Origin of the sequence: Streptomyces chartreusis NRRL 3882, assembly GCF_900236475.1 — a bacterium.
Classification (GTDB): Bacteria; Actinomycetota; Actinomycetes; order Streptomycetales; family Streptomycetaceae; genus Streptomyces; species Streptomyces chartreusis_D.
The window spans coordinates 5,050,114-5,073,174 of sequence record NZ_LT963352.1 but is presented as its reverse complement, the minus strand read 5'-3'; the positions used below and the strand labels follow the sequence as shown (position 1 = coordinate 5,073,174).

The 23,061-nt window shown below is 72.3% G+C and carries 20 protein-coding genes; 6 read left to right on the top strand and 14 right to left on the bottom strand.

The window, feature by feature from the left end; genetic code table 11:
• Window positions 1–29: 29 nt before the first annotated feature.
• Entirely contained in the window at window positions 30–1,349 is a 1,320-nt protein-coding gene (locus SCNRRL3882_RS22980; protein WP_010035729.1) for an MFS transporter, read from the bottom strand.
• Between the two features lie 71 nt (window positions 1,350–1,420).
• Here SCNRRL3882_RS22980 and SCNRRL3882_RS22975 point away from each other — a divergent pair, with 71 nt between their 5' ends.
• Window positions 1,421–2,449: a GlxA family transcriptional regulator gene (locus SCNRRL3882_RS22975; protein WP_010035731.1), complete on the top strand. Its 1,029-nt coding sequence runs from the start codon at window positions 1,421–1,423 to the stop codon at window positions 2,447–2,449.
• On the opposite strand, the gene SCNRRL3882_RS22970 is transcribed toward SCNRRL3882_RS22975, so the two are convergent.
• The 3 genes from SCNRRL3882_RS22970 to SCNRRL3882_RS22960 form a co-directional block, all read right to left on the bottom strand.
• Window positions 2,439–3,488 carry a Zn-dependent alcohol dehydrogenase gene (locus SCNRRL3882_RS22970; RefSeq protein WP_010035733.1) on the bottom strand — a complete coding sequence of 350 codons (1,050 nt, stop codon included), beginning with the start codon at window positions 3,486–3,488 and terminating at the stop codon, window positions 2,439–2,441. The two genes, SCNRRL3882_RS22975 and SCNRRL3882_RS22970, sit on opposite strands and share 11 nt — an antisense overlap.
• On the bottom strand, window positions 3,488–4,636 hold the full coding sequence (locus SCNRRL3882_RS22965; RefSeq protein ID WP_010035735.1) for an acyl-CoA dehydrogenase family protein: 1,149 nt from the start codon (window positions 4,634–4,636) through the stop codon (window positions 3,488–3,490). Before SCNRRL3882_RS22965 ends, SCNRRL3882_RS22970 begins: the two co-directional genes overlap by 1 nt.
• A gap of 114 nt (window positions 4,637–4,750) precedes the next feature.
• Window positions 4,751–5,665 (bottom strand): SDR family NAD(P)-dependent oxidoreductase, encoded by a 915-nt coding sequence (locus SCNRRL3882_RS22960; protein WP_010035736.1) that lies wholly within the window; start codon window positions 5,663–5,665, stop codon window positions 4,751–4,753.
• Window positions 5,666–5,771: 106 nt separating this feature from the next.
• Between SCNRRL3882_RS22960 and SCNRRL3882_RS22955 the strand changes: the two genes are divergently transcribed.
• The gene (locus SCNRRL3882_RS22955; protein ID WP_010035737.1) at window positions 5,772–6,698 is read left to right on the top strand and encodes a cyclase family protein; all 927 of its coding nucleotides are present in this window, start codon (window positions 5,772–5,774) and stop codon (window positions 6,696–6,698) included.
• A gap of 431 nt (window positions 6,699–7,129) precedes the next feature.
• On the opposite strand, the gene SCNRRL3882_RS22950 is transcribed toward SCNRRL3882_RS22955, so the two are convergent.
• The 4 genes from SCNRRL3882_RS22950 to SCNRRL3882_RS22935 all read right to left on the bottom strand — a co-directional run bounded on the left by SCNRRL3882_RS22950 (window position 7,130) and on the right by SCNRRL3882_RS22935 (window position 11,266).
• Window positions 7,130–7,609, bottom strand: a complete 480-nt coding sequence (locus SCNRRL3882_RS22950) for an ATP-binding protein (RefSeq protein WP_010035738.1) — start codon at window positions 7,607–7,609, stop codon at window positions 7,130–7,132.
• Between the two features lie 443 nt (window positions 7,610–8,052).
• Window positions 8,053–8,934, bottom strand: coding sequence for an acyl-CoA dehydrogenase family protein (locus SCNRRL3882_RS22945; protein ID WP_029180887.1), 882 nt, complete (start codon window positions 8,932–8,934; stop codon window positions 8,053–8,055).
• A gap of 2 nt (window positions 8,935–8,936) precedes the next feature.
• Window positions 8,937–10,070, bottom strand: a complete 1,134-nt coding sequence (locus tag SCNRRL3882_RS22940; protein WP_010035741.1) for an acyl-CoA dehydrogenase — start codon at window positions 10,068–10,070, stop codon at window positions 8,937–8,939.
• Entirely contained in the window at window positions 10,070–11,266 is a 1,197-nt protein-coding gene (locus tag SCNRRL3882_RS22935) for an amidohydrolase family protein (RefSeq protein WP_010035743.1), read from the bottom strand. The genes SCNRRL3882_RS22940 and SCNRRL3882_RS22935 overlap by 1 nt, the downstream gene beginning before the upstream one ends.
• Before the next feature lie 90 nt (window positions 11,267–11,356).
• Between SCNRRL3882_RS22935 and SCNRRL3882_RS22930 the strand changes: the two genes are divergently transcribed.
• Window positions 11,357–12,871 carry a class I adenylate-forming enzyme family protein gene (locus SCNRRL3882_RS22930; protein ID WP_010035745.1) on the top strand — a complete coding sequence of 505 codons (1,515 nt, stop codon included), beginning with the start codon at window positions 11,357–11,359 and terminating at the stop codon, window positions 12,869–12,871.
• A gap of 19 nt (window positions 12,872–12,890) precedes the next feature.
• On the opposite strand, the gene SCNRRL3882_RS22925 is transcribed toward SCNRRL3882_RS22930, so the two are convergent.
• Both SCNRRL3882_RS22925 and SCNRRL3882_RS22920 read right to left on the bottom strand, forming a co-directional pair.
• Window positions 12,891–13,403, bottom strand: a complete 513-nt coding sequence (locus SCNRRL3882_RS22925) for an EF-hand domain-containing protein (RefSeq protein WP_010035747.1) — start codon at window positions 13,401–13,403, stop codon at window positions 12,891–12,893.
• Between the two features lie 168 nt (window positions 13,404–13,571).
• Window positions 13,572–13,952 (bottom strand): STAS domain-containing protein, encoded by a 381-nt coding sequence (locus SCNRRL3882_RS22920; RefSeq protein WP_010035749.1) that lies wholly within the window; start codon window positions 13,950–13,952, stop codon window positions 13,572–13,574.
• Between the two features lie 360 nt (window positions 13,953–14,312).
• On the opposite strand from SCNRRL3882_RS22920, the gene SCNRRL3882_RS22915 reads away from it, so the two are divergent.
• Both SCNRRL3882_RS22915 and SCNRRL3882_RS22910 read left to right on the top strand, forming a co-directional pair.
• Window positions 14,313–14,894 carry a sigma-70 family RNA polymerase sigma factor gene (locus SCNRRL3882_RS22915; protein ID WP_010035752.1) on the top strand — a complete coding sequence of 194 codons (582 nt, stop codon included), beginning with the start codon at window positions 14,313–14,315 and terminating at the stop codon, window positions 14,892–14,894.
• On the top strand, window positions 14,891–16,237 hold the full coding sequence (locus SCNRRL3882_RS22910; protein ID WP_010035754.1) for a zf-HC2 domain-containing protein: 1,347 nt from the start codon (window positions 14,891–14,893) through the stop codon (window positions 16,235–16,237). Before SCNRRL3882_RS22915 ends, SCNRRL3882_RS22910 begins: the two co-directional genes overlap by 4 nt.
• Window positions 16,238–16,316: 79 nt before the next feature.
• Here the strand turns inward: SCNRRL3882_RS22910 and purU are convergent, their stop codons facing one another.
• Both purU and SCNRRL3882_RS22900 read right to left on the bottom strand, forming a co-directional pair.
• Window positions 16,317–17,198 carry a formyltetrahydrofolate deformylase gene (gene purU, locus SCNRRL3882_RS22905; RefSeq protein WP_010035755.1) on the bottom strand — a complete coding sequence of 294 codons (882 nt, stop codon included), beginning with the start codon at window positions 17,196–17,198 and terminating at the stop codon, window positions 16,317–16,319.
• A gap of 46 nt (window positions 17,199–17,244) precedes the next feature.
• Complete coding sequence (locus tag SCNRRL3882_RS22900; RefSeq protein WP_029180888.1) at window positions 17,245–17,745, bottom strand: SCO4402 family protein; 501 nt, start codon at window positions 17,743–17,745, stop codon at window positions 17,245–17,247.
• 117 nt (window positions 17,746–17,862) lie between these two features.
• Between SCNRRL3882_RS22900 and SCNRRL3882_RS22895 the strand changes: the two genes are divergently transcribed.
• On the top strand, window positions 17,863–19,176 hold the full coding sequence (locus SCNRRL3882_RS22895) for an ABC transporter substrate-binding protein (RefSeq protein ID WP_010035761.1): 1,314 nt from the start codon (window positions 17,863–17,865) through the stop codon (window positions 19,174–19,176).
• Window positions 19,177–19,211: 35 nt separating this feature from the next.
• On the opposite strand, the gene SCNRRL3882_RS22890 is transcribed toward SCNRRL3882_RS22895, so the two are convergent.
• Both SCNRRL3882_RS22890 and SCNRRL3882_RS22885 read right to left on the bottom strand, forming a co-directional pair.
• Window positions 19,212–21,194 (bottom strand): hypothetical protein, encoded by a 1,983-nt coding sequence (locus tag SCNRRL3882_RS22890; protein WP_010035763.1) that lies wholly within the window; start codon window positions 21,192–21,194, stop codon window positions 19,212–19,214.
• 201 nt (window positions 21,195–21,395) lie between these two features.
• Entirely contained in the window at window positions 21,396–22,781 is a 1,386-nt protein-coding gene (locus tag SCNRRL3882_RS22885) for a transcriptional regulator (RefSeq protein ID WP_010035764.1), read from the bottom strand.
• Window positions 22,782–23,061 lie beyond the last annotated feature (280 nt).

Sequence of the window (23,061 nt, the reverse complement as noted above, 5' to 3'; positions counted from 1 at the left end):
TAGCCGCTGTCGCGCCCGGCAGTCCCTTCTCAGGCCGTCACCGCCACCCCCACCCCCCGCCGCCGGATCACCAACGCCATCAACGCCGCCACCGCGCACAACGCCCCCGACGCGTACCAGACCACGTCGTACGACCCGAACGTGTCGCGCGCGACGCCGCCGAGGAAGGCGACCAGGGCCGCGCCGACCTGGTGGGAGGCGAGGACCCAGCCGAAGACGATCGCGCTGTCCTCGCCGTACTGCTCGCGGCACAGGGCGAGGGTGGGCGGGACCGTGGCGACCCAGTCGAGGCCGTAGAAGACGATGAAGAAGATCATCGGGGGCCGGACGCCGGGCGTCACCAGCAGCAGCGGGAGGAAGAGGAGGGAGACGCCCCGCAGGGAGTAGTAGACCGCGAGCAGGCGCCGGGCTTCGAAGCGGTCGGTGAACCAGCCGGAGGCGACCGTGCCGACGACGTCGAAGACGCCGATGACCGCGAGCAGCGAGGCGGCGGTCGTCAGGGGCATGCCGTGGTCGTGGGCGGCGGGCACGAAGTGGGTCTGGATCAGGCCGTTGGTCGAGGCGCCGCAGATCGCGAAGGTGCCGGCGAGCAGCCAGAACGGGCCGGTGCGTGCGGCCGAGAACAGCACGGTCACGGCCCGGCGGGCGGCGCCGGGGACCGGTGCGGGCTTCGGTACGAACTCGGTCGCGCCGTACGGCTTCTGGCCCACGTCCGCGGGGTGGTCGCGCAGCAGGAGCCAGACGAACGGGACGACCGCGAGGGCGGCGAGCGCGACCGTCACGGCGGCCGGGCGCCAGTCGTGCCGCTCGACGATCCAGGACAGCAGCGGCAGGAAGATCAGCTGGCCGGAGGCGGACGCGGCGGTGAGGATGCCGCTGACCAGGCCGCGCCGCTCGGTGAACCAGCGGTTGGTGACGGTCGCCGCGAACGCCAGCGCCATGGATCCGGAGCCGAGGCCGACCAGCAGGCCCCAGCACAGCATCAGTTGCCAGGCCGCCGTCATCCACACCGTGAGGCCCGAACCGAGCGCGATGACCGTCAGGGCGACCGCGACGACCCGGCGGATGCCGAAGCGGTCCATCAGGGCCGCCGCGAACGGGGCCGTCAGACCGTACAGCGCGAGATTGACCGAGACGGCGGCGCCGATCGTGCCGCGCGACCAGTCGAACTCGTCGTGCAACGGGTCGATGAGCAGGCCCGGCACGGAACGGAAGGCGGCCGCGCCGATGATCGTCACGAAGGTGACAGCGGCGACGAACCAGGCACGGTGGATGCGCCGCCTGCCCGCGGCGGGGGGTTCCGGTACGGATTCCTGCACGTCGGGGGCGGCATCGCTTGTCTGGGTCACGCCATAAGGCTTCCGGATCGCGATCCGTCTCATCGAGTGGCCTGAAAGACAGCATTCGCTAGGATCGGGCCATGCAGACCGTGCATACGGGCACCCGCGAAGCCTTCCGCCCCCACCGCGTCGTCGTCCTCGCCCTCGACGGGCTGCTCCCCTTCGAACTGGGCATCCCGCACCGCATCTTCGGCCGCCCCAAGGACGCCCGGGGGCGGCACCTGTACGAGGTCGTGACCTGCTCGGTCCGGCCGCCGGGCCCGGTCGATACGGACGCCGACTTCGCCATCCACGTCGCGCACGGCCCCGAGGCCCTGGCCGAGGCCGACACGGTGATCGTCCCGGCGTCGTACGAACTCGGCCCGGTCTACGACGAGGGAGTGCTGACCGACGAACTGGCCGCGGCCCTCGCCCGCCTCCGGCCCGGCACGCGCCTGGCCTCCATCTGCACCGGCGTCTACGTGCTCGCCGCCGCCGGCCTCCTCGACGGCCGCCCCGCCACCACCCACTGGGCCGACGCCGAACGCCTGCAGCGGCTCTTCCCGCAGGTCCAGGTCGACCCGGACGTGCTGTTCATCGACGACGGCGACGTGCTGACCTCCGCGGGGGTCGCCGCCGGCATCGACCTGTGCCTGCACATCGTGCGCCGCGACCACGGCGCCGCCGTCGCCAACGACGTGGCCCGCCGTACGGTCGTACCGCCGCACCGCGACGGCGGTCAGGCACAGTACATCGAGCGGCCGGTGCCCGATCCGCAGCAGGCCTCCACCACCACCGCCCGCGCCTGGGCCCTGGGCCGTCTCCACGAGCCGATCCAGTTGCGCGACATGGCCGCCCAGGAGGCCATGTCGGTCCGTACGTTCACCCGCCGCTTCCGCGAGGAGACCGGCGTCAGCCCCGGCCAGTGGCTCACCCAGCAGCGCGTGGAACGGGCCCGGCACCTGCTGGAGACCACCGACCGCTCCGTCGACCAGGTGGCCCGCGACGCGGGCTTCGGTACGGCACAGTCGATGCGCCAGCACCTCCAGGCGGCGCTCGGTGTCACGCCCACCGCCTACCGGCGGACCTTCCGGACCGGGAGGGACGGGTCGGCGGCCGTCAGAACGTGAGCACTCCGCGCGCCACCCGGCCCGCCTCCGCGTCCGCCGCCGCCTTCTCGAAGTCCTCGACCGGGTAGGTCCGGGTGACCAGTTCGTCGAGCAGCAGCCTGCCTTGGCGGTACAGGTCGGCGTACAGGGCGATGTCCCGCTGGGGGCGGGAGGAGCCGTAGCGGCAGCCCAGGATGGACTTGTCGAGGTACATCGACGAGACGCGGAAGGACGCCTCGGCCGCGGCCGGCGGCACCCCGAGGAGGATCGCCTGGCCGTGCCGGTCCAGTGCGTCGATCGCCTGCCGGATCAGCTCCACCCGGCCGACGCACTCGAAGGCGTGGTCCGCGCCCGTGGGCAGGAGGTCCCGCACGCCCTCCGTCGAGGTGAGGAAGTCCGTCGCGCCGAAGCGGCGTGCCACCTCCTCCTTCGCCGGGTTGGCGTCGACGGCCACGATCCGCAGGGCGCCCGCGAGCCGCGCCCCCTGCAACACGTTCAGGCCGATGCCGCCCGTCCCGATCACCAGGACACGGTCGCCGCGGTCGACCCGCGCCCGGTTCAGCACGGCGCCCACCCCCGTCAGCACCCCGCACCCGATGAGCGCCGCCGACGCCATGGGGACGTCCTCGGGGATCCGGACCGCCTGTACGGCCTTCACGACCGTGCGCTCCGCGAACGCCGAGTTCGCGGCGAACTGGTGGACCGGCACGCCGGCGTGACGGAACGGCCGGCCCGGACGCCCGATCGCCTGCCGGCACATCGTCGGGCGACCCCGGTCACACTCCGCGCACGTGCCGCAGTTCGCGAGGGTGGACAGCGCCACATGGTCACCGGGCGCCACGTGTGTGACGCCACTACCCACCGACTCCACGACCCCGGCACCCTCATGGCCCAGCACCACAGGGACCGGGAAGGGTATGGTCCCGTCCACCACCGACAGATCGCTGTGACACAGCCCGGCCGCCGAGATCGCGACCCGCACCTCACCCGGACCCGGCTCCCGCACCTGCAGATCCGTGACGACCCGGACCTGCTTCCCGTCGAAGATCACGCCTCGCATCACGCGGCTCCCTTGGGCTCCCTGGGCAGGCCGAGCACCCGCTCGGCGATGATCGTGCGCTGGATCTGGTCCGAGCCGCCGTAGATGGTGTCGGCCCGGGAGAAGAGGAAGAGGTGCTGCGCCGCGTCCAGTTCGTACGGCGACGCGAGGGACCAGTCCGCCGGACCGACGCTCGCCGCCGCACCCCGCACCAGCACCGCCAGCTCCCCGAGCCGCTGATGCCATCCGGCCCACAGCAGCTTCGCCACGCTCGGGGCACCCGGGTCGCCCGAACCGCCCAGGGTGCGCAGGGCGTTCCAGCGCATGGTGCGCAGCTCCGCCCACTGCCGTACGAGCCGTTCCCGTACGACCGGATCCTCCGCCGCCCCCGACTCCACGGCCGCCCGCACCACGCTGCCCAGCTCCCGGGCGAACCCGATCTGCTGCGCCAGCGTGGACACGCCCCGCTCGAAACCGAGGAGGCTCATGGCGACGCGCCAGCCGTTGCCCTCACCGCCGACGACGTGCTGCGCGTGCGCCCCGTCGAAGAAGACCTCGTTGAAGTCGCTGGTGCCCGTCAGCTGCCGGATGGGGCGGACCTCGATCCGGCCCGGCTGGTCCATGGGGACGAGCAGGAAGGTCAGTCCGCGGTGCCGCTCGGAGCCGGGCTCGGTGCGGGCGAGCACGAAGCACCAGTCAGCCTCGTGCGCCAGGGACGTCCAGATCTTCTGCCCGGTGACGCGGTAGGCACGGCCGTCGCCCTCGCGCACGGCCGCGGTACGGACCCCGGCCAGGTCCGAACCGGCGCCGGGTTCGCTGTACCCCTGGCACCAGAGTTCCTCCCCGGCGGCGATCGGCGGCAGGAAGCGGGACTTCTGCTCCTCGGTGCCGTGCGCCATGAGCGTGGGGGCCAGCAGGTTCTCACCGATGTGCCCGGAGCGCGGGGGCGCTGCCGACTGCGCGTACTCCTCGGCCCAGACGACCTGTTGGGTGAGCGTGGCGGTGCGATTCCCGTACCCGCCCGCGCCCCACCCGAGCCCGATCCACCCGGCTGCCCCGAGGGTGCGCTCCCAGGAGCGCCGGTCCCGTGCGTCCTCGGCGTGCGCGGCGAGCCAGGCACGAGCCTCGGCACGAAAGTCCTCGTCTTCTTGCGCGAACCCGAAATCCACGGTTGCCGCCTCATCTCGGTGACTGGGCTTGCGGTAAGGCCCCCAAGGGGCGCGGGGAACTGCGCGACCAGCCACCAACAACCCGCGGCCGCCACACCACACGCGCCCCCTGAGCTACTGGGCGTTCGGCCGCTCCCCCTCCTGCGCCGCCCTCTCCATCTCCCGCACCCGCTCGAGCATCGGCATCGGATCCACCCCCACGGACCCGGGCAGAAACTCCGCGATCCCCTCCACGGTCCAACCGCCGGAGGCATACGCGGCCCGCAGCTCCCTCGGCTGCGCCCACACCGCGATCTTCGCCCCGGCGACCGTGTACACCTGCCCGGTGATCCCCTGCTCCCGCGCCCCGTCGGACAGCAGATACACCACCAGCGGGGCGACATCCTCCGGCTCCCCGATCTCCGCCAGCTCCATCGGCACCCCCGCGGACATCCGCGTTCGCGCGACCGGCGCCACCGCGTTCGCGGTCACCCCGTACTTGTGCAGCCCCAGCGCGGCGCTCCGCACGAGTGAGATGATCCCGCCCTTGGCCGCGCTGTAGTTGGCCTGCGACACCGACCCCTGATGGTTGCCGCTGGTGAAGCCGACCAGTGTGCCTGCGCGCTGCTTGCGCATCACCGCCGAGGCGGCCCGGAACACGGTGAAGGTGCCCTTCAGGTGCGTCGCGACGACCGGGTCCCACTCCTCCTCGGTCATGTTGAACAGCATCCGCTCCCGGAGGATCCCGGCCACGCAGACCACCCCGTCGAGCCGCCCGTACGACGACAGCGCCACGTCGACGACCCGCTGCCCGCCCGCCATGGTGGAGATGTCGTCGGCGACGGCGACCGCGTCCCCGCCCGCCGCCTCGATCTCCTTGACCACGGCCTCGGCGACCGCACTGGTCGGGGAGGCACCGTCGACCGCCACGCCGTAGTCGTTGACGACGACCTTCGCCCCCTCGGCCGCCGCCGCGAGGGCGACCGCCCGGCCGATGCCCCGCCCGGCGCCGGTGACGGCGACGACCTTGCCTGCCAAGAAGTTCCCCACGCCCGGCCCCTTCCCGTCCCACGGTTTCTGACGGACCGTTAGATTTCGCAGACCTCCAGATTCTACGACCCGTCAGATACGGGAACACAAGCCCCGGGGAGGACTCATGTCGCTGCCGGACGCGTTCCACGACATCGCCAAGCGCGTGAACAACTGGGGCCGTTGGGGAGCCGCAGACGAGCTCGGCACACTGAACCTGATCACCGACGAGGTCGTCCGGGAGGCCGCGGCAACGGTCCGCACCGGCCGCCGGATCCCGCTCGCACTCCCCCTCCGGCGCGACGGCGTCCAGACGGGGATGATCCCGGGCCGGATCGACCCGCTGCACGTCATGGTGCAGATCAACCAGGAGCTCTTCGGCCCGGGCACCGTCGCGTGCAGCGACGATGCCGTGACGATGGGACTCCAGGCGGCCACCCACTGGGACGCGCTGCCGCACGTCTCGCACTCGGGCAGGCTCTACAACGGCCGCCCGGCAGCCTCCATCACCCCGCACGACGGCGCGGAGTTCAGCGGCATCGACAAGGTCCGGCACCTCGTCTCGCGCGGAGTGCTGCTCGACGTCGCCCGGGCCCGGGGCACGGACCGGCTCGACGGCGGGTACGCCGTCACGCCCGAGGACCTGGACGCCGCCGAGGAAATGGCCGGTACGCGCGTGCGGGCCGGCGACGTCGTGCTCGTACGGACGGGGCAGGTCCAGCTCTGCCTGGCCGGGGACCGGCACGCGTACGCGTATCCGTCGCCGGGACTGTCGATCCGGACGCCGGAGTGGTTCCACGCACGCGATGTCGCGGCGGTCGCCAACGACACCCTCACCTTCGAGGTGTTCCCGCCCGAGGTCGAGGACCTGTGGCTGCCGGTGCACGCCCTCCACCTCGTGGAGATGGGGATGCCGCAGGGCCAGAACTGGAATCTCGAAAAGTTGTCCACAGCCTGTGGAGAACTGGGCCGCTACGCGTTCCTGCTGGCGGCGACACCCGAGCCGTTCACGGGAGCGACCGGCTCTCCGGTGGCCCCGGTCGCCGTCCTGTAGGCCATGCAGGCCAGGGCGCGTGCCGCCGCCACCCCGCCGCAGGAAGCTGGATGGCGGCGCCGCGCTGCTCGCCCCGAGCACGGCAGCGCGCGCCGCCACCCGACTCCGGCGCTCCCGCCCCGGCTCCCGTGGCCCTGACAGGGAGCCGACGCCGAATCACGACTCACACTCGCCGAGGGCCGCCGTCGCAGGCCCTCGCCGTCCCCTCACGGCGAATCGCTGCCCACAAGCGTGAGCAAACCGTCACGAGGCGTCAACACCCGATCGGTGATTTGTTGCTTATGCGGCTTTCACCGCGGGCGCGCACGGAAGCACATCCCGGCGCATCGCCGCATGCCATGACCAAAACGGCGGACCCGCCGTGCGACCGTGCCCCGGCCCCGCCGCAACACCGCGCGGCATGTGCCGCCGTACACCGCACTCGTCGCGCCTCAGACCGCCTCGTACGCCAGCCCCTCGACGGACGCTCCACCGCCGCACGCCACCGCGCCGCCCCCGCACCCCGCCGTGACCTCGGGGGACTTCGAACACCGGTCCAGCTCGCACCAGATGCGCTTGCCGGTGCTCTCGACGCTCCAGCCCCAGCGGTCGGCGAGGCCGTCGACGAGGGCGAGGCCCCGGCCGCCGGTCGCGTCGTCGTCCGCGCACCGGGGCACGGGGGCCCGGCCGCTGCGGTCGGCGACCTCGAGGCGGACGGTGATCTCCTCCGTCACGGCGTGCGGCAGCGACAGCCGCAGCACGGCGGGCCGGCCGGTGTGCACCACGGCGTTGGTGACCAGCTCGGAGACGAGCAGGATCAGGGTCTCGGCGAGCGGCTCGTCGGCCTGTATGCCCGACCCGGCCAGGCGGGAGCGGGCCCACCGCCGGGCCCGCCCCACCTCTGCGGGGTCGGGCCGGATCTCCAGCTGCACTTGAAGCACCTGCACCGCTCACACCATCCGAACCGGCGGACACTTAGGCTCGCGCCTCACGAGGGCCACGATCGTAGCCATTTTCTGCATGGCCAGAACAACGGCCGGGACAAGGATCACGGAACGTGAATCCCTTGTGGGACAGCATGGTTGACGTACAGTCACCCCAACAAGCGCTTCGGGCATATTCCAGCGCGAAGGAGTACCCGTGCGGCATACTGTGCGACGCTCGTCGCGGGGAGTCGAACAGGTGGCACTACGGGGTAGCACCGCACTCAGAGCCACTCGCATCTCACACAAGGTACCGGAGCGGACAGTCGACTCCGGGCCGTGACGAGTCACTCCGAGGACACAAGCCGATATCAACGCTCCGTGATCACGGGATGCCACGATCCGCGACATGTTCGCGGGCATATTCGGTGACACCGCAGCCAGACGGCCTGTCACACCACTCCGGTCACCAGAGCGGCCGCCAGAGATTCCTCACTCTCCGTGACACCGCCCGCACGCTGGGTTCGAACCCATGCGCGCTTCAGATGCAGATGGACCTCGGACTCCCAGGTGAAGCCCATGCCGCCGTGCACCTGGAGACAGTCGCGGGCACCGCGCACGGCGGCCTCGTCGGCGAGCAGGCGGGCGGCGGCGATGTCGACCGGGTCGCCGGTGACGGCCGCCGCGTACACCGCCGCGCGGGCCGTCTCCGACCGGACCAGCATCCCGGCGCACAGGTGTGCCACCGCCTGGAAGCTCCCGATGGGCCGTCCGAACTGTTCGCGCGCCCGGGCGTGTTGCACCGCCAGCTCGCAGACGCGGGCGGCCGTGCCGAGCTGCTCGGCGGCGGTGAGGAGGACGGCGACGGGATCCGGTTCCGCCGCCGTGCCGCCGGGCACGCGGTGCAGCGGCGTCAACGGGTCGAGGGAGCGCACCGGCACGGCTCCGGCGGCGTCGCCGCGTACGACGTCGGCCTGCGCCAGCCACTCCGCCAGTGCGCCGTCGACACTCGCCACGACGGTCTCTCCGGTGGCCGCGCCCGGTACGGCACCGGCGGCTAGGTGGGTGGCGAGCAGCGGACCGGGCACCAGCGCCCGCCCGGCCTCCTCGAACACCAACACCGCCTCGGCCGCGCCCAGTCCGACACCGCCGTCCGCCTCAGGCAGCCGCAGCGCGAAGAACCCGGCGTCGCCGAGGGCCCGCCACAGTTCCCGGTCGAGCCGCGCGGGCGCCTCCGCGGCGGCCCGCGGCGCCGCCCCGTCGAAGTGCCGCGCCAGCAGCTGCCGCATGCCGTCCCGCAACGCCCGCTGGTCGTCCGTCAGCCGGAAGCGCACGGTCACCGTCCCTTCGGCAGGCCGAGGATCCGCTCGGCGATGATGCTGTGCTGGATCTGCGAGGTGCCGGCCGCGATGGTGTACGACAGGGAGGAGAGGCGGTCCAGCGTCCACGGGCGGTCCAGGTCGAGGCAGTCGGCGCCCAGTACCTCGGCGGCGGCGTCGTAGAGCTCCTGGCGGGCGTGCGAGTACCGCAGCTTGAAGACCGAGCCGCTGACGCCCGGCACTCCCCCCGACGCCTCCGCCGCACTCACGTTCCACTGCGTCAGCCGCCACAGCGCCCGGAACTCGGCGTGGAGCCCGCCCAGCCTGCGCCGCAGCGCCGGGTCGTCCCAGCGGCCGTTCTCGCGGGCCGTGACGGCCAGTTCGCCGAGGACGCGGCGGCAGGCGACGACCTCGCCGGCGAAGGCCGTGCCGCGTTCGAAGGACAGCGTCACCATGGTCACGCGCCAGCCGTCGTTCTCGTCCCCGACCCGGTTCCCCACCGGCACCCGCACCTCGTCGAGGAAGACCTCGGCGAACTCGGCCGATCCGGCGAGCGTGCGCAGCGGCCGTACGGTGATGCCGGGCGCGTCCATGGGCACGGCCAGCCAGGTGATGCCCCGGTGCCTGGGCGCCTTCGGGTCGGTGCGGACCAACAGCTCGCACCAGTCGGCGACTTCCGCGTGGGAGGTCCAGATCTTGGAGCCGGTCACCACGTAGGCGTCGCCGTCGCGCCACGCGCGCGTGCGCAGGGCCGCGAGGTCGGAGCCGGCGTCCGGTTCGCTGAAGCCCTGGCACCAGACCTCCTCGCCGCGCAGGATCGGCGGCAGCCAGCGCGCCCGTTGCGCGTCCGTGCCCTCGGCGGCGATCGTCGGCCCGGCGTGCAGCAGCCCCACGAAGTTGGCGCCCACGTAGGGCGCGCCCGCCTTCTCGGTCTCCTCCAGGAAGATCAGCCGGATGGTCGGCGAGGCGTCCCAGTGGACGTCGCCGTAACCGGCGTCGTGGAGCCTGCGCTGCCAGCCGAGGTCGTACGCCCGCCGCCCGGGCCAGTCGTCGGGGGACGGTTCGGGCGGGAGCCCCGGGAGCACCCGCGCCAGCCATTGGCGCAGCTTGGCCCGGAACTCCTGCTCCACGGGCGTGTCCGACAGGTCCATCAGCGGTCGAGGTCCAGGTCCAGCATCCGGATGGCGTTGCCCCGCATCAGCTTGTAGACCGTCTCGTCGTCCAGGCCCTTCACATGGTCGAGGGCGACCTCCTTGGTGTGCGGGAAGGTCGAGTCGACGTGCGGGTAGTCCGTCTCGAAGGTGGCGTTGTCGCGGCCGACGGCGTCGATCGACGCCACGCCGTGCTTGTCGCGGAAGAAGCAGCAGAAGATCTGCCGGTAGTAGTACGTCGAGGGCGGCTCGGGGATCGTGTCGCGGACGCCGCCCCAGGCCCGGTGCTCATCCCAGACGTCGTCGGCGCGCTCCAGGGCGTACGGGACCCAGCCCATCTGGCCTTCGCTGTAGGCGAGTTTGAGGCGCGGGAACCTCACCAGCACCCCGCTGAAGAGGAAGTCCATCATCGAGGCCATCGCGTTGTTGAAGCTGAGCGAGGCCTGGACGGCGGGCGGGGCGTCCGGGGAGGCGGCCGGCATCTGGGACGAGGACCCGATGTGCATGTTGACGACCGTGCCGGTCTCCTGGCAGACGGCGAAGAACGGGTCCCAGTAGCCGGAGTGGATGGACGGCAGCCCGAGGTGGGTGGGGATCTCGGAGAAGGTGACGGCCTTCACCCCGCGTGCGGCGTTGCGGCGGATCTCGGCGACCGCCAGTTCGACGTCCCACAGCGGGATCAGGCACAGCGGGATGAGCCGCCCGCCGCTGTCCCCGCACCACTCCTGCACCATCCAGTCGTTGTAGGCGCGCACGCAGGCCAGGGCGACCTCCTTGTCGTGCGCCTCGGCGAAGGTCTGGCCGCAGAACCTCGGGAAGCTCGGGAAGCACAGGCTGGCCTCCACATGGTTGAGGTCCATGTCCTTCAACCGCTCTTGGGGGTCCCAGCAGCCGGGCCGCATCTCCTGGCGGGTGATGCCCTCCAGGGTCATCTGGTCGCGGTCGAAGCCGACGGCGGCGATGTTGCGCTTGTACGGGAACTTCAGATCCTCGTAGATCCACCAGTCGGTGGGTGGGCCGTCCGGGTCCATGGTGATCCGGTACTTGCCGCCGACGTAGGCGAGTTCGCCGATCCCGGCGGTCAGCGCCTTGGGGCCGCGGTCGCGGTACTTGGCCGGCAGCCAGGTGTCGAAGAGGTGGGCGGGCTCGATCACGTGGTCGTCGACGCTGATGATGCGGGGCAGTTCGGTCGCCATGGGTCCCCTCCGCCGGACGGTACTTATCTGATGCAGCGTCAGTTAGCATCCCACCTGACGACCCGTCAGCCAAGGAGCAAGGGGGCAGCCGTGAACGAGACCCCGCACGCCCTGAGTTCGTCCCGCACCCTGTGGGAGCTGGTCGCCCGCCGCGCCGCCCGCACCCCCGACCGCCCGCTCTTCCTCCAGGACGGCCGGCCCGGGGGGCGCACGCTCACCTTCGGTGCCCTGCACGCGCGCGCCGAGCGGGTCGCGGCCGGCCTGTACGGCATGGGCGTACGCCCCGGCACGGTGGTCGCCTGGCAGCTGCCCACCCGCATCGAGACGGCCCTGCTGTCCTTCGCGCTGGCCCGCCTCGGCGCCGTGCAGACCCCGGTGATCCCCTTCTACCGGGACCGCGAGGTCGGCTTCGCGCTGCGCGAGTCGAAGGCGGAGTTCTTCGCCGTGCCGGGCACCTGGCGGGGCTTCGACCACACGGAGATGGCCAGGCGGCTCGGCGCGAAGGGCGTCTTCGAGGCGTACGACGACCTGCCCGACGGCGATCCGTCCGTGCTGCCCGCCCCGCCCTCCGACGGCACCGCGGTCCGCTGGATCTACTGGACGTCCGGCACGACCTCCGCCCCCAAGGGCGTGCTGCACACGGACCGTTCGCTCCTCGCGGGCGGCTCCTGCCTGGCCCACGCGCTACGGCCCTCGCCGGACGACGTGGGGTCGATCGCCTTCCCCTACGCCCACATAGGCGGGCCCGACTACACGGTGATGCTGCTGCTGTACGGCTTCCCGGCGGTGCTGTTCGAGCAGTTCGCGCTGCCGGACGCGCTGGCGTCGTACCGCACGCACGGGGTGACGATCGCGGGCGGGTCGACGGCGTTCTACTCGATGTTCCTGGCGGAGCAGCGGAAGCAGCCGGGAGTTCCGATCGTTCCTTCGCTGCGGCTGCTGGCGGGCGGCGGGGCGCCCAAGCCGCCGGAGCTGTATCACGCCGTGATCAGCGAGATGGGCGTGCAGCTCACCCATGGTTACGGCATGACCGAGGTGCCGATGATCACCATGGGGTCGCCGGACGACTCCCCCGAGCTGCTGGCGACGACCGAGGGGCGGCCGCCGGAGGGGATGGAGATACGGATCGTCGACGGCGAGGTGCGGTTGCGCGGGGAAGCGGTGTGCCGGGGATATCTGGACCCGGGGCAGACGGCCGAGGCCTTCGACGAGGACGGGTTCCTGCGCACCGGCGACCTCGGGCGGCTGACGGAGACCGGGCACCTGGTCCTCACCGGCCGGCTGAAGGACGTGATCATCCGCAAGGGCGAGAACATCTCGGCCCAGGAGATCGAGGACCTGCTGCACCGGCATCCGGCGGTCGGGGACGTGGCGGTGATCGGGCTGCCGGACGCGGCGCGCGGGGAGCTGGTGTGCGCGGTGGTGGAACGGCCGCCGGGAGCCGAGGCCTTGACGCTCGCGGCCGCGACCGCCTTCCTGCGCGCCGAGGGACTGTCCGTGCACAAGCTGCCGGAACGGCTGGAGGTGGTGGACGCCCTTCCGCGGGGCGAGACCCTGCGGAAGGTGCTGAAGTACGAGCTGCGCGAGCGCTATGCGGGCACGTGACGCCCGGCGCCCGGTGCCGCTACTCGGGGACGGTGAAGTAGCGGGCGAAGGCGGGGACGACCTCGGCCTCGCCGACCTTGCCGTCACCGTCCGCGTCGAGCGCGGCGGCGGCCGGGCCGGCGATGTCCTCGGGGACGCCGAGGCACTTCAGGACACGGGCGGCCTCCTCGACCGTCGCCGCGCCGTCACCGTCGGTGTCGGCGACGTCCAGGGCCGCGTGCAGGAAGGGACGGGCGATCTCGGCGAACCGGTCGGGGTTGTCGCGCAGCCGCTTGACCGCGCCGTTGACGAACTCCTCGCGCGTGATGCGCTGGTCGCCGTCGCGGTCCGCTATCCCGGCCATGCCCTGCCAGAACGCCTCGGCGCCGCCGTACAGCGCCTGTCCCTTGTCGGACCGGGCCGCCACGGCGAACTCCGTGAGCAGCGCCTTGGTCGCGCCGTAGAAGTCCTCGCGGTCGATGTAACCGTTGCCGTCCTGGTCGAAGGTGGCGAACCGGGCGGCGATCCTGCGCTCGTACTCGCTGCTGACCATGTCTCTTTCGGGCCGCCTTACGTCGGGTGGGGTGCTTCTCGCTCGGAGCGTACGACGGAGGGGGCCGTTCAGGCGCGGGAAAACGTCGCTTGTGCCAAGACCGGGGGAATTCCGGGACAACAGCGTGTCGGAACGGCAACACTCGTCCTACGGTGCGTCACCGGCCCGTCACGCGGACAGGGGTTCGCCCTCGTCGCCCAGGGCCGCGTCCAGATCGCCGTACACGTCGAACAGCCTGCGTACGCCCAGCGCGCCGAGGACCCGGTTGACATGGGATCCGTCGGCCGCGCCCCGGGCGGGCAGCACCAGCCGCAGCCGGCCCTGGCAGGAGCGGATCAGCCGGCGGGCGGCGATGAGCACGCCGACGCCGCTGGAATCGCAGAAGAACACCTCGGACAGGTCGAGGACGAGACAGTGGTGCCCCTCGGCCACCACGTCGTGCACACGCTGACGCAGCACCGGCGACGTCACCAGATCCAGCTCGCCCGACACCTGGAGCACGGCCCACTCGCCCTGCTCGCCGCCGGTCACTTTGAAGGTCACCACCACGCCCTTCGATCGCCAAAACGGAAGCAGTGCCTACGCTTCCTTGCAGCGCGGCTGCCCAGCGGCCGTTCCCTGAAACACAACCCGAAAAACGGATCCCCCGAGAAGAGGCTTGTTTTAGTCGACTTCGATCCTGTTCGATCCTCTTCGGTCAGGTCTGATCGGAGGGCGGCTGGGTAGGCGCGGCCCGACAGCACCCGTCGCGAGCGCCGTCGGTCCCCTACCATCTGCGGCCGACCAGGGGGCGCACATTGCCACAAAGGGGCGTGCGCTACCGGACGTGCCGACTACATTCGGGGAGACGTCGGACACAGTCTGGACAGGGCACGGGCGCGGGACACGAGCAGGGGGTGAGGAGGCGGCATGGCGAAAAAGGACGCACCGCCTCGCTGGGACCGCAAGATGCAGCAGCGGCTCGCCCGCGGGGAGGCCGCCGCCCTCGGTGAGCTCTACGACCGGTTCGCCTCCCTCGTGCACGGCCTCGCCCACCGCGTACTCGGCGACGAGCGCGCCGCCGACGGCATCACACGCGAGGTCTTCATCCACGTCTGGGAGCATCCGGACACCTACGACCCCAAGCAGGGCCCGTTGCGCACCTGGGTCGCCGCACTGACCCACCGCCTGGCCGTCCAGCGCCTGCGCGCCACCGAGACCGCCGCCCTCGCCCGCGAAGGCTCCGGCACCCCGGAGGAACTGGAGCACAAGGTGCGCCGGGCCTCGGTCGCCGCCCGTGCCGACTACATCGTCCAGTCCATGCCGGTCCCGCTGCGCTCGGCCCTGGAGCGGGCCTACTTCCAGCGCCGCGACTACCGCCAGACCGCCACCGACCTCGGCATCACCGAGGACGAGGCCCGCCGCCGCCTCCGCCTGGGCCTGCAACTGCTGTCCACCGCCCACGACTCGGAGGCACCCGGCGCACCGCCCGGATACGGGGGTGCGGTGTGAACGGGCCGGACCGGTTCGAGGCGCACGACGGCGATGACGGACCCGAGGAGAAGGACAAGCCCCGGAACGAAGGCGACATTCAGGACGAACGCCCCGAAGGCCCGCAGAACGAGCGTGCTGCTGGGCGCCCGCCGCGGATCCCCCTGCCCCGGGCCTCCGTCGAGGACAGCGGGCTGCCGTTGCCCGCGCTGGAGGAGCCCGGTGACGCGACAGAACCGCCGCCCGTACGGCCCGTGTTGGAGCACCCCGTGCTGAAGGCCCTGCTCGGCGCCTGGGCGCTGGCCGCGTGCTCGGCGGAGGAGGCCACGGCCGTCGAGGAGCACCTCGGCGAGTGCGGCGCGTGTGCCGACGAGGCCCGGCGGCTGCGCGAGGCGGTCGGGCTGCTGCAACGCCCCGACAGCCTCGACCTGGATCCGGGCCTGCGCACCCGGGTCCTGGAGTCCTGCCTGGAGCGCCGCCCGCCGCGCATCCCGGTGCCGGACTGGGCCGCCGCGTACGACACCGAGACCGCGCGCCTGGACGCCCTGCTCCAGGACTTCGGCGACGCCGAGTGGCACGCGCCGGTACGGCTGCGCTGGTTCCGGAGCGACGAGGCCACGAGCCGCCGCACCACCGTCGCCGGCGTCATCGCGCATCTGCTCAGCGTGGACGGGCTGGTCGCGGTCGCGCTGGGCCTCGACGACCCACTGGGCGACGTCACGTCCCGGCAGCCGACCCCGGCGTCCCGCACCGAGGCGTACTGGAGCGCCTCCCACTTCCCGCCCACCCGTGCCGTGCGGGCGCCCTGGCGGGAGCAGAGCCACAACCTCGTCCGCACGGTGTCCTTCACGGGCAGCGGCGTCGGCGGCCTGCCGGTGCCCTACGGCGACTTCGAGCTGCCCCTGCACGACGCGATGCTCGACCGGGCCTTCGAGTGCTGGGTGCACGCTGAGGACATCGCGAACGCGGTCGACTACCCGTACGACCCGCCCACGCCGCGCCACCTGCACCGCATGATCGACCTGGCCGCCCGCATGCTGCCGAACGCCCTGGCCGACCGCCGCCGCAGCGGCCTGGCCGCACCCGCCCACCACCGCCATCTCGTGACAGCGGGCGAACCGGGCCGCAGCCTCCGCCTGGAGATCGAGGGCTCGGGCGGCGGCGAGTGGCTGATCCCCCTCGACTCCCCCGCGGCCAAGGGCTCGGCCGAACACGAGGTGGCCCACGTGGCCCTGGACGGCGTGGAGTTCTGCCGCCTGGCAGCGGGCCACGTACCCCCACAGGAGGCGGCAGCGGGTCAGGTGGGAGACAGAGAGGCGATCAGGGATGTCCTGTTCGCGGCGGCGTCACTGAGCAGGATGTAAGTGGCTCAGGGGCGCGGGGAACTGCGCGACAAGCCACGGTCCACCCGCACCCGCCACACAAGCGGAACGTCCCGAGCTCCTAGGCGAAGATCACAGTCCGCCGCCCGTTGAGCAGAATCCTCCGCTCGGCATGCCACTTCACGGCCCGCGCCAGCGCCTGGCACTCCACGTCCCGCCCGATCGCGACCAGCCCCTCCGGCGTCACGTCGTGCCCGACCCGCTCGACCTCCTGCTCGATGATCGGCCCCTCGTCCAGGTCAGCCGTCACGTAGTGAGCAGTCGCCCCGATCAGCTTCACACCCCGGGCGTGAGCCTGGTGATACGGCTTCGCGCCCTTGAAGCTCGGCAGGAACGAGTGGTGGATGTTGATGATCCCCCCGGCGAGCGCCTTGCACAGGTCGTCGGAGAGCACCTGCATGTACCGCGCGAGAACGACCAGCTCGACACCCTCCTCGCGCACGATGTCGAGCAGCCGGGCTTCCGCCTCCGGCTTCGTGTCCTTCGTCACCGGGATGTGGTGGAAGGGGATGTTGTACGAGCCCACCAGCTCCGCAAAGTCCGTGTGGTTGGACACCACACCCGCGATCTCCACCGGCAACGCACCGGTCCGCGCCCGGAACAGCAGATCGTTCAGGCAGTGCCCGAACTTGCTGACCATCAGCAGGATGCGCATCTTCTCGTCGGCCCGGTTGATCTGCCAGTCCATCTGGAAGGAGTCACCGATCGCCGCGAAGCTGGCCCGCAGCTTGTCCAGGCTCACCGGCGCCTCCGCCGAGAAGTGGACCCGCATGAAGAACAGTCCCGTGTCGTGGTCGCCGAACTGCTGGCTGTCCTCGATGTTGCAGCCGGTCATGAACAGATAGCTCGACACGGCGTGCACGATGCCCTTCCTGTCCGGACAGGAGAGGGTGAGGACGTACTGGTCGGCCGGGGCCGCGGCGCTGGTGGACTGCTCGTTCATGCAGGACAGGTTCCCACAAGGAACCAGAGCACCGGCAACCGTCCCGCTACGCGGACCTCGTCATGATCCGCAGCACCTCCAGGCTGCGCGGCGGCGCGTCCGGCTCGTCACCGTCGCTCGCGGCCAGCCGGACATGCGCGTCCCGGGCCGCCCGGACCGCCTCCGGCCACGCCTGGTGCTCGAGGTACGTGGCGACCGGCGCGTCCGGCCCGACCTGGTGCATGATCCGCAGCACCCGCAGCACGGCCGTGTCGACGAGAGCCGCCTCCTGCGAGTCGCGGAAGATCGTGCCGACGTACTTCTCGGCGGACCAGTGGTCCAGCCAGGTGTCCTCGACCAGCCGGTACACCGCGTCGGTCACGTCGCCGAAGCCGTCCACGCCGGCCAGCCAGACGTCCCGCTGGAACACGGGATCGGAGAGCATGTGCAGCGCCGAGCGCACGTTGCTGCGCCAGCGCCACCACGGCATGTCATTGACAGGCATGCCGCCCATGGTGGATGAGCGACGGCCACGACGGGAAGAGTTCTCCGAAGCTTGCACGGTCATCGATCGTACGTTCCCCTTCACATCGGTCACACCGACCCCTGCAATTCACCTGTGCGTCACCGATCGTTGACCGGAGATCACTCCCGGGTTAGTCGTGTGGCGGAATCGTGCAGAGCCATGACCGGCAGGCGACGCAACCGCAGCACATTCCTCCCCGGCCTCCTCACCCGTCACGCCAGAACCGGCGTCCTCTCCGCGGGCACGGCGGTCGCGTGCGCGTCGCTCCTCGCCGGCTGCGGGGTGGTCCCCGGCACCACGGGGGATGCCGGGGACGACCCGATCACCGTCATGACCTGGGCGCCGCAGGACACCAAGGCCACCAACAAACCCGGCATGCCCGCCCTCGCACGCGCCTACGCCCGCTGGGTCAACGCCAACGGCGGGATCAACGGCCGCAAGCTCGACGTGCTGACCTGCAACGACCACAACGACAGCGTGGCCGCCGCCAAGTGCGCCCGGCGGGCCGCCAAGGAGAACGTCGTCGCGGTCGTAGGATCCTACAGCCAGTACGCCGACTCCTTCTTCCCGTCCCTGGAGGGCGCGGGCATCCCGTACATCGGCGGCTACGGCGTCACCAACGCCGAGTTCACCAGCCCCCTGTCCTACCCCGTCAACGGCGGCCAGCCCGCGCTGCTCGCCGGGCTCGGCAGCGCGCTCGCCGACGGCTGCGGGCCCGTGGCGCTGATCCGGCCCGACACCATCGCGGGCGACCAGCTTCCCCCGCTGCTCGACTCCGGCCTGAAGGCGGGCGGGCACAGGCCCGCGAGGGACCAGCGGGCGGCGGAGGACGCCACCGAGTACGACGGCCAGGCCCAGCGGGCGCTGGAGACGACGACCACCGACCCGGTGGACAGGGGGTGTGTGGTGCCCGCGCTCGGGGACCGCAACGGCACCTTCATGGACTCCTTCCGCCGGGCCCGCGAGGACTATCCCGACGTACGGACGGCCACCGTGCTCGGCAGCGTCGACCAGACGGTGATCGACGCGACCGGCGGGGCGTCGGGTCCGTACGAAGGCTCGTACATCACCGGCTGGTACCCGGTGGAGAGCGATCCCCGCTGGGACGCGATGAAGCGGGTGATCAAGGAGGAGGCCTTCGACGACAACCGCATCGACCCCGCGGACGCCGGAGTGCAGACCACCTGGATCGCCTACACCGTGTTCCGCAAGATCGTCGAGTCGCTCGGCGACGGGGAGGTGACCGCCGACACGGTCACGGAGGCCCTCGACGACGGCCTCAGGATCAGCACGGGCGGGCTCACGCCGACGCTTCAGTGGCGCTTCCAGGACAAGCTCGCCTCCGTCGGATTCCCGCGCCTGGTCAACGCCAACGTGACCCTCCAGGTGGTGCGGCAGGGACGGCTGGTGTCGGCGCGGAAGGGCTTCGTCGACACGACGAGGACGCTGCAGAACGCCGACGTGAACTACTGAGCCCGGCTCAGCAGTTCACGCCCGGCCGGGAGCACTCACAGCTGCGTCGGCTGCCGCTCGGTCAGGCCGTATTTCTTCGCGATGCCGTTCCACAGCTGGGCCGCCTTGGTCTTCTCGGCGCTCGCCACCCCGCTGGCCCGGTTGCCGGCCTGCGTCTGGCCGGTGACGCGGGCCTGGCCCTTCTTGCAGCCCTTCTTGCCTGCGGTCTGGTCGGCCCAGGCCGCGTAGTGGTTGTCGGCCGAGGCCGAGGCCTGCCACGCCTTGGTGAGGGCGGTGGTCAGCGCGGCGTGGTCGGGCAGCTTGTCGACCGTGATGCCGGAGAGCCGGGTGACCAGCTGGTTGCGCTGCTTGGCCGCGTCGCGCAGGTCCTTGGCGGCCTGGGCGAGGTTGTCGCAGCCCTTGACGTCGGCCACCGCGTTGATCACGGTGCTGCGGCTGTTGCCGCTGTCGGCGAGCAGCTTGTCCAGCTCGACCGCCTGCGCGCGGGCCGGGTCGGCGGACGGCGAGGCGGAACCGTCCGTCGCGGGCGCCGAGGCGGCCACGGTCTTGTTGTTGTCACCGCTGTCGTCACCGCCTCCGCCACCGGCGAGCAGCGCGCCGGCGCCGACGCCGAGGACGGCGATGCCGATGCCGACGGCCGCGATGACCGGCACGCGCGAGCCGCTCCGGCCACCGCGGCCGGAGCGGCCGTCGGACTGGCCGCCGCCGGGCGGCGCGTAGGAGGGCTGGGGGTGGGACTGCGGCTGCTCGAAGCGGGGCATCTGCTGGGTGGCCGCGGCCGGACTCTCGGCGCCGTGCTCGCTGCGGAAGAGGTTCTCGAACCCTGCGGGCGGCTGCTGGCCACCGCCTGGCACCGGCGCGATGTACTGCGTCGCCTCGGCGTCCGGGTTCGAGGCGGGCGGCAACGGCCCGGTCCCCAGGAACCGCGTCGCCTCGGAGTCCTGCTCGGCGGGCATCTCGGGCGGCAGCGCGCCCGGGCCCACCGGGGGTATGTACTGCGTCGCCCCCTCGTCGGCCGGGGTGGCGGCGACGGGCGGCAGATACTGGGTCGCCCCCTCGTCGACGGCCGGGGGCAGGGGGGCACGTCCGGCAGCGGCGCCGTGTCCGCCGGAGGCCGGCGGCTGCGGGCCACCCGCGGCGACGGACCCGTACGCGTCACTCTGCCGGGGCAGCTGCCCACCGGCAGGCCCGTACGCACCGGAGGGCGCGCCTCCGGCGGGAGACCCGTGGACGTCGGACTGCTGCGGCGGCTGCCCGCCCGCGGGGCCGTTCCCGTAGGCATCGGCCTGCTGCGGCTGCTGCCCCCCGGCGGGGCCGGTCCCATAGGCACCGGTCTGCTGCGGCTGCTGCCCCCCGGCGGGCCCGTTCCCGTACGCGCCGGACTGCTGCGGCTGCTGCCCTCCGGCGGGCCCGTTCCCGTACCCGCCGGGCCCCTGGGGGCCCGGTGACCCGGCAGGGGAGTTGTACGCGTCGGCGCCCTGCTGGTGTGAACCGCCCGTGCCGGCGGGCCCGTACGTGCCGGAGGGCGCGCCTCCGGCAGGTGACCCGTACGCGTCGTGCTGCTGCGGCGGCCGGCCGCCCGCGCCCTCCGGAGGCAGCGGGGCTCGGCCCGCAGGAGCGCCGTACTGTGCGCCGTCGGCGGGCGCGCCGTAGGAGCCGGCGTACGGGTTCGGGGACTGGGCGCCCTCGGGGGGCAGCGCGCCCGGGCCCGGTGTGCCGGGGGCGGGGTGCTGGGCGTCCCAGGCCGGTGGCTCCGTCCACTGCTGGGGCGGCGGGGACTGCCAGCTCTGGCCCGGCTGCGCGGGCGGGGTCTGCTGGTCGGGCCCCCAGGGCTGGCCCCAGGTCTGGCCCTCGGCGGGAGCCGAGGCCGGGGTCTGGCCGGACCGGCGGCCGGCGGGCGCGTCACCGCGTCCGCCCGTCATGCCCGGCAGCAGGGGCTCGCCACCGTCGGAGGGCAGCACGATGCCTTCGCGCGCGGGGCGCGCCGAGGGCTCCTCGCCCTGTCCACTCTGCGTCACCGGGACTCCTACTAATGGGGGACCTTGTGAATCGTCGGGTCACGCTACCGGGTCCCCTGAGCCCCGTGCCACGCAGCACAGGACGTGACCTCCTGCCCTGTGAGCGCGGTAACAAAACCGGGTCACGGCTCGCTGCTCATGTCACCTCCCGCGCGCCAAGCCGCCGTTTTCCTCACGTTCACGCATGCGCCGACCCTGTGTTCACGCCGCCGCCTGAAGGTCCAGCCGCGCCCCGAACTCCCTGACCACCGCCTCGTCCCGGTACGGCTCCAGCCGCTGCTGGAAGTCCTCCAGATACTCGGCCCCCCGGTTGGAGCGCAGCCCCTCCAGGAGTTCGACGGCCTTCATGCCCGTACTGCACGCCTCTTCGATCTCGCGCTGCTGCACCTGTGCCGTGGCCAACAGCACATAACCGATGGCCCGGCGGCGGGCCCGCGTCTCGGGATGCCCGGCCAGCGACTCCTGCGCGCACCGCGCCGCCGCCTCGGCCTGCCCGAGATCCCGGTGGCAGTGGGCCAACTCGTCGGCGAGATAGGCCTCGTCGAAGTGCCCGATCCACGCCGGGTCGTCCCCGGCGGCCGGGTCGGCCGCCTCCAGGGCGCTCACCGCCCGCCCGGCGCAGGACTGGGCGGCGCGCGCGTCGCCCATCAGGGCGTGCCCGCGCGCCTCCGCCGCGTGGAACATCGACTCCGCACGCGGCGTCACGCGCCCCCGCGCCCCCTCCTGCGCCGCCCGCGCCAACTGCGCGATCTCCCGCGGGTTCCCGAGCTGCGCGGCGAGATGGCTCATGGAGGCGGCGAGCACGTACCCGCCGTAGCCCCGGTCCCCGGCCGCCTGGGCGAGCCGCAGCGCCTGGATGTAGTAGCGCTGGGCCAGGCCCGGTTGCCCGGTGTCCACGGCCATGTACCCGGCGAGCTCGGTCAGCCGGGCCACCGCCGCGAACAGGTCCCGCCCGACCGCCTCCCGGTACGACCCCGCCAGCAGCCCCGAGACGACGCTGTTGAGGTAGTGCACGACGACCGGCCGCACGTGCCCGCTGCCGTACTGGTGGTCGAGATCCACCAGCGCCTGCGTCATGGCCCGCACCGCCTGCACGTCGGACTGCCCGACCCGCGGCCCGGCCGAGCGCGACACCTGGCCGTCGGGTGCGGAGATCAGCCAGTCACGGCTGGGCTCGACCAGCGCGGACGCGGCGACGGAGGAGCCGGACAGGAAGTCCCGCCGCCCCACGTCACTGCGCCACAGCTCGCAGACCTGCTCGATGGCCCCCAGTACCGTCGGCGAGAACTGCAGACCCACGCCCGAGGCGAGGTTCTTGCCGTTGGCCATGCCGATCTCGTCGATCGTGACCGTACGGCCGAGCTTGCGGCCGAGCGCCTCGGCGATGATCGCCGGGGCCCGTCCTCGCGGCTGCTGCCCGCGCAGCCAGCGCGCCACCGACGTCTTGTCGTAGCGCAGGTCGAGGCCGTGCTCGGCACCGCACATGTTGACCCGGCGGGCGAGGCCGGCGTTGGAGCATCCGGCTTCCTGGATGAGCGCCTGGAGCCGTTCGTTCGGCTGCCTGGCGACGAGCGGCCTTGCGGCCATGGCGTACCCCCTGTGGCTGCGGTGCCTGCCCACGCACCGAGTTGACGTGTCTTCCGCGGCCGGGTCCCTCGCGTCCCGGCGAAAAGATCCGGCCGTGAAGATCAATGCCCCGCCGACCAGGCGAAAATGCGAGGCATGTGAGGATTGCCGGGGTAACGGCTGTTGCCGGCCCCACTCGTGGCTACCCAGCTCCGGCCACGGATCCTCCTGCGCGCCCCCGCACATGCACCCATGCGCCCCGACGACAAGGGCGATGCTCCTCCCCGCGCACGCGGGCGGG

Bases quoted from the DNA above. Each gene is read 5' to 3' on its own strand.
- SCNRRL3882_RS22975 (WP_010035731.1), top strand. From the start codon at position 1,421: ATGCAGACCGTGCATACGGGCACCCGCGAAGCCTTCCGCCCCCACCGC.
- SCNRRL3882_RS22970 (WP_010035733.1), bottom strand. From the start codon at position 3,488: ATGCGAGGCGTGATCTTCGACGGGAAGCAGGTCCGGGTCGTCACGGAT.
- SCNRRL3882_RS22955 (WP_010035737.1), top strand. From the start codon at position 5,772: ATGTCGCTGCCGGACGCGTTCCACGACATCGCCAAGCGCGTGAACAAC.
- SCNRRL3882_RS22940 (WP_010035741.1), bottom strand. From the start codon at position 10,070: ATGGACCTGTCGGACACGCCCGTGGAGCAGGAGTTCCGGGCCAAGCTG.
- SCNRRL3882_RS22935 (WP_010035743.1), bottom strand. From the start codon at position 11,266: ATGGCGACCGAACTGCCCCGCATCATCAGCGTCGACGACCACGTGATC.
- SCNRRL3882_RS22925 (WP_010035747.1), bottom strand. From the start codon at position 13,403: ATGGTCAGCAGCGAGTACGAGCGCAGGATCGCCGCCCGGTTCGCCACC.
- SCNRRL3882_RS22915 (WP_010035752.1), top strand. From the start codon at position 14,313: ATGGCGAAAAAGGACGCACCGCCTCGCTGGGACCGCAAGATGCAGCAG.
- purU (WP_010035755.1), bottom strand. From the start codon at position 17,198: ATGAACGAGCAGTCCACCAGCGCCGCGGCCCCGGCCGACCAGTACGTC.
- SCNRRL3882_RS22900 (WP_029180888.1), bottom strand. From the start codon at position 17,745: ATGACCGTGCAAGCTTCGGAGAACTCTTCCCGTCGTGGCCGTCGCTCA.
- SCNRRL3882_RS22895 (WP_010035761.1), top strand. From the start codon at position 17,863: ATGACCGGCAGGCGACGCAACCGCAGCACATTCCTCCCCGGCCTCCTC.
- SCNRRL3882_RS22885 (WP_010035764.1), bottom strand. From the start codon at position 22,781: ATGGCCGCAAGGCCGCTCGTCGCCAGGCAGCCGAACGAACGGCTCCAG.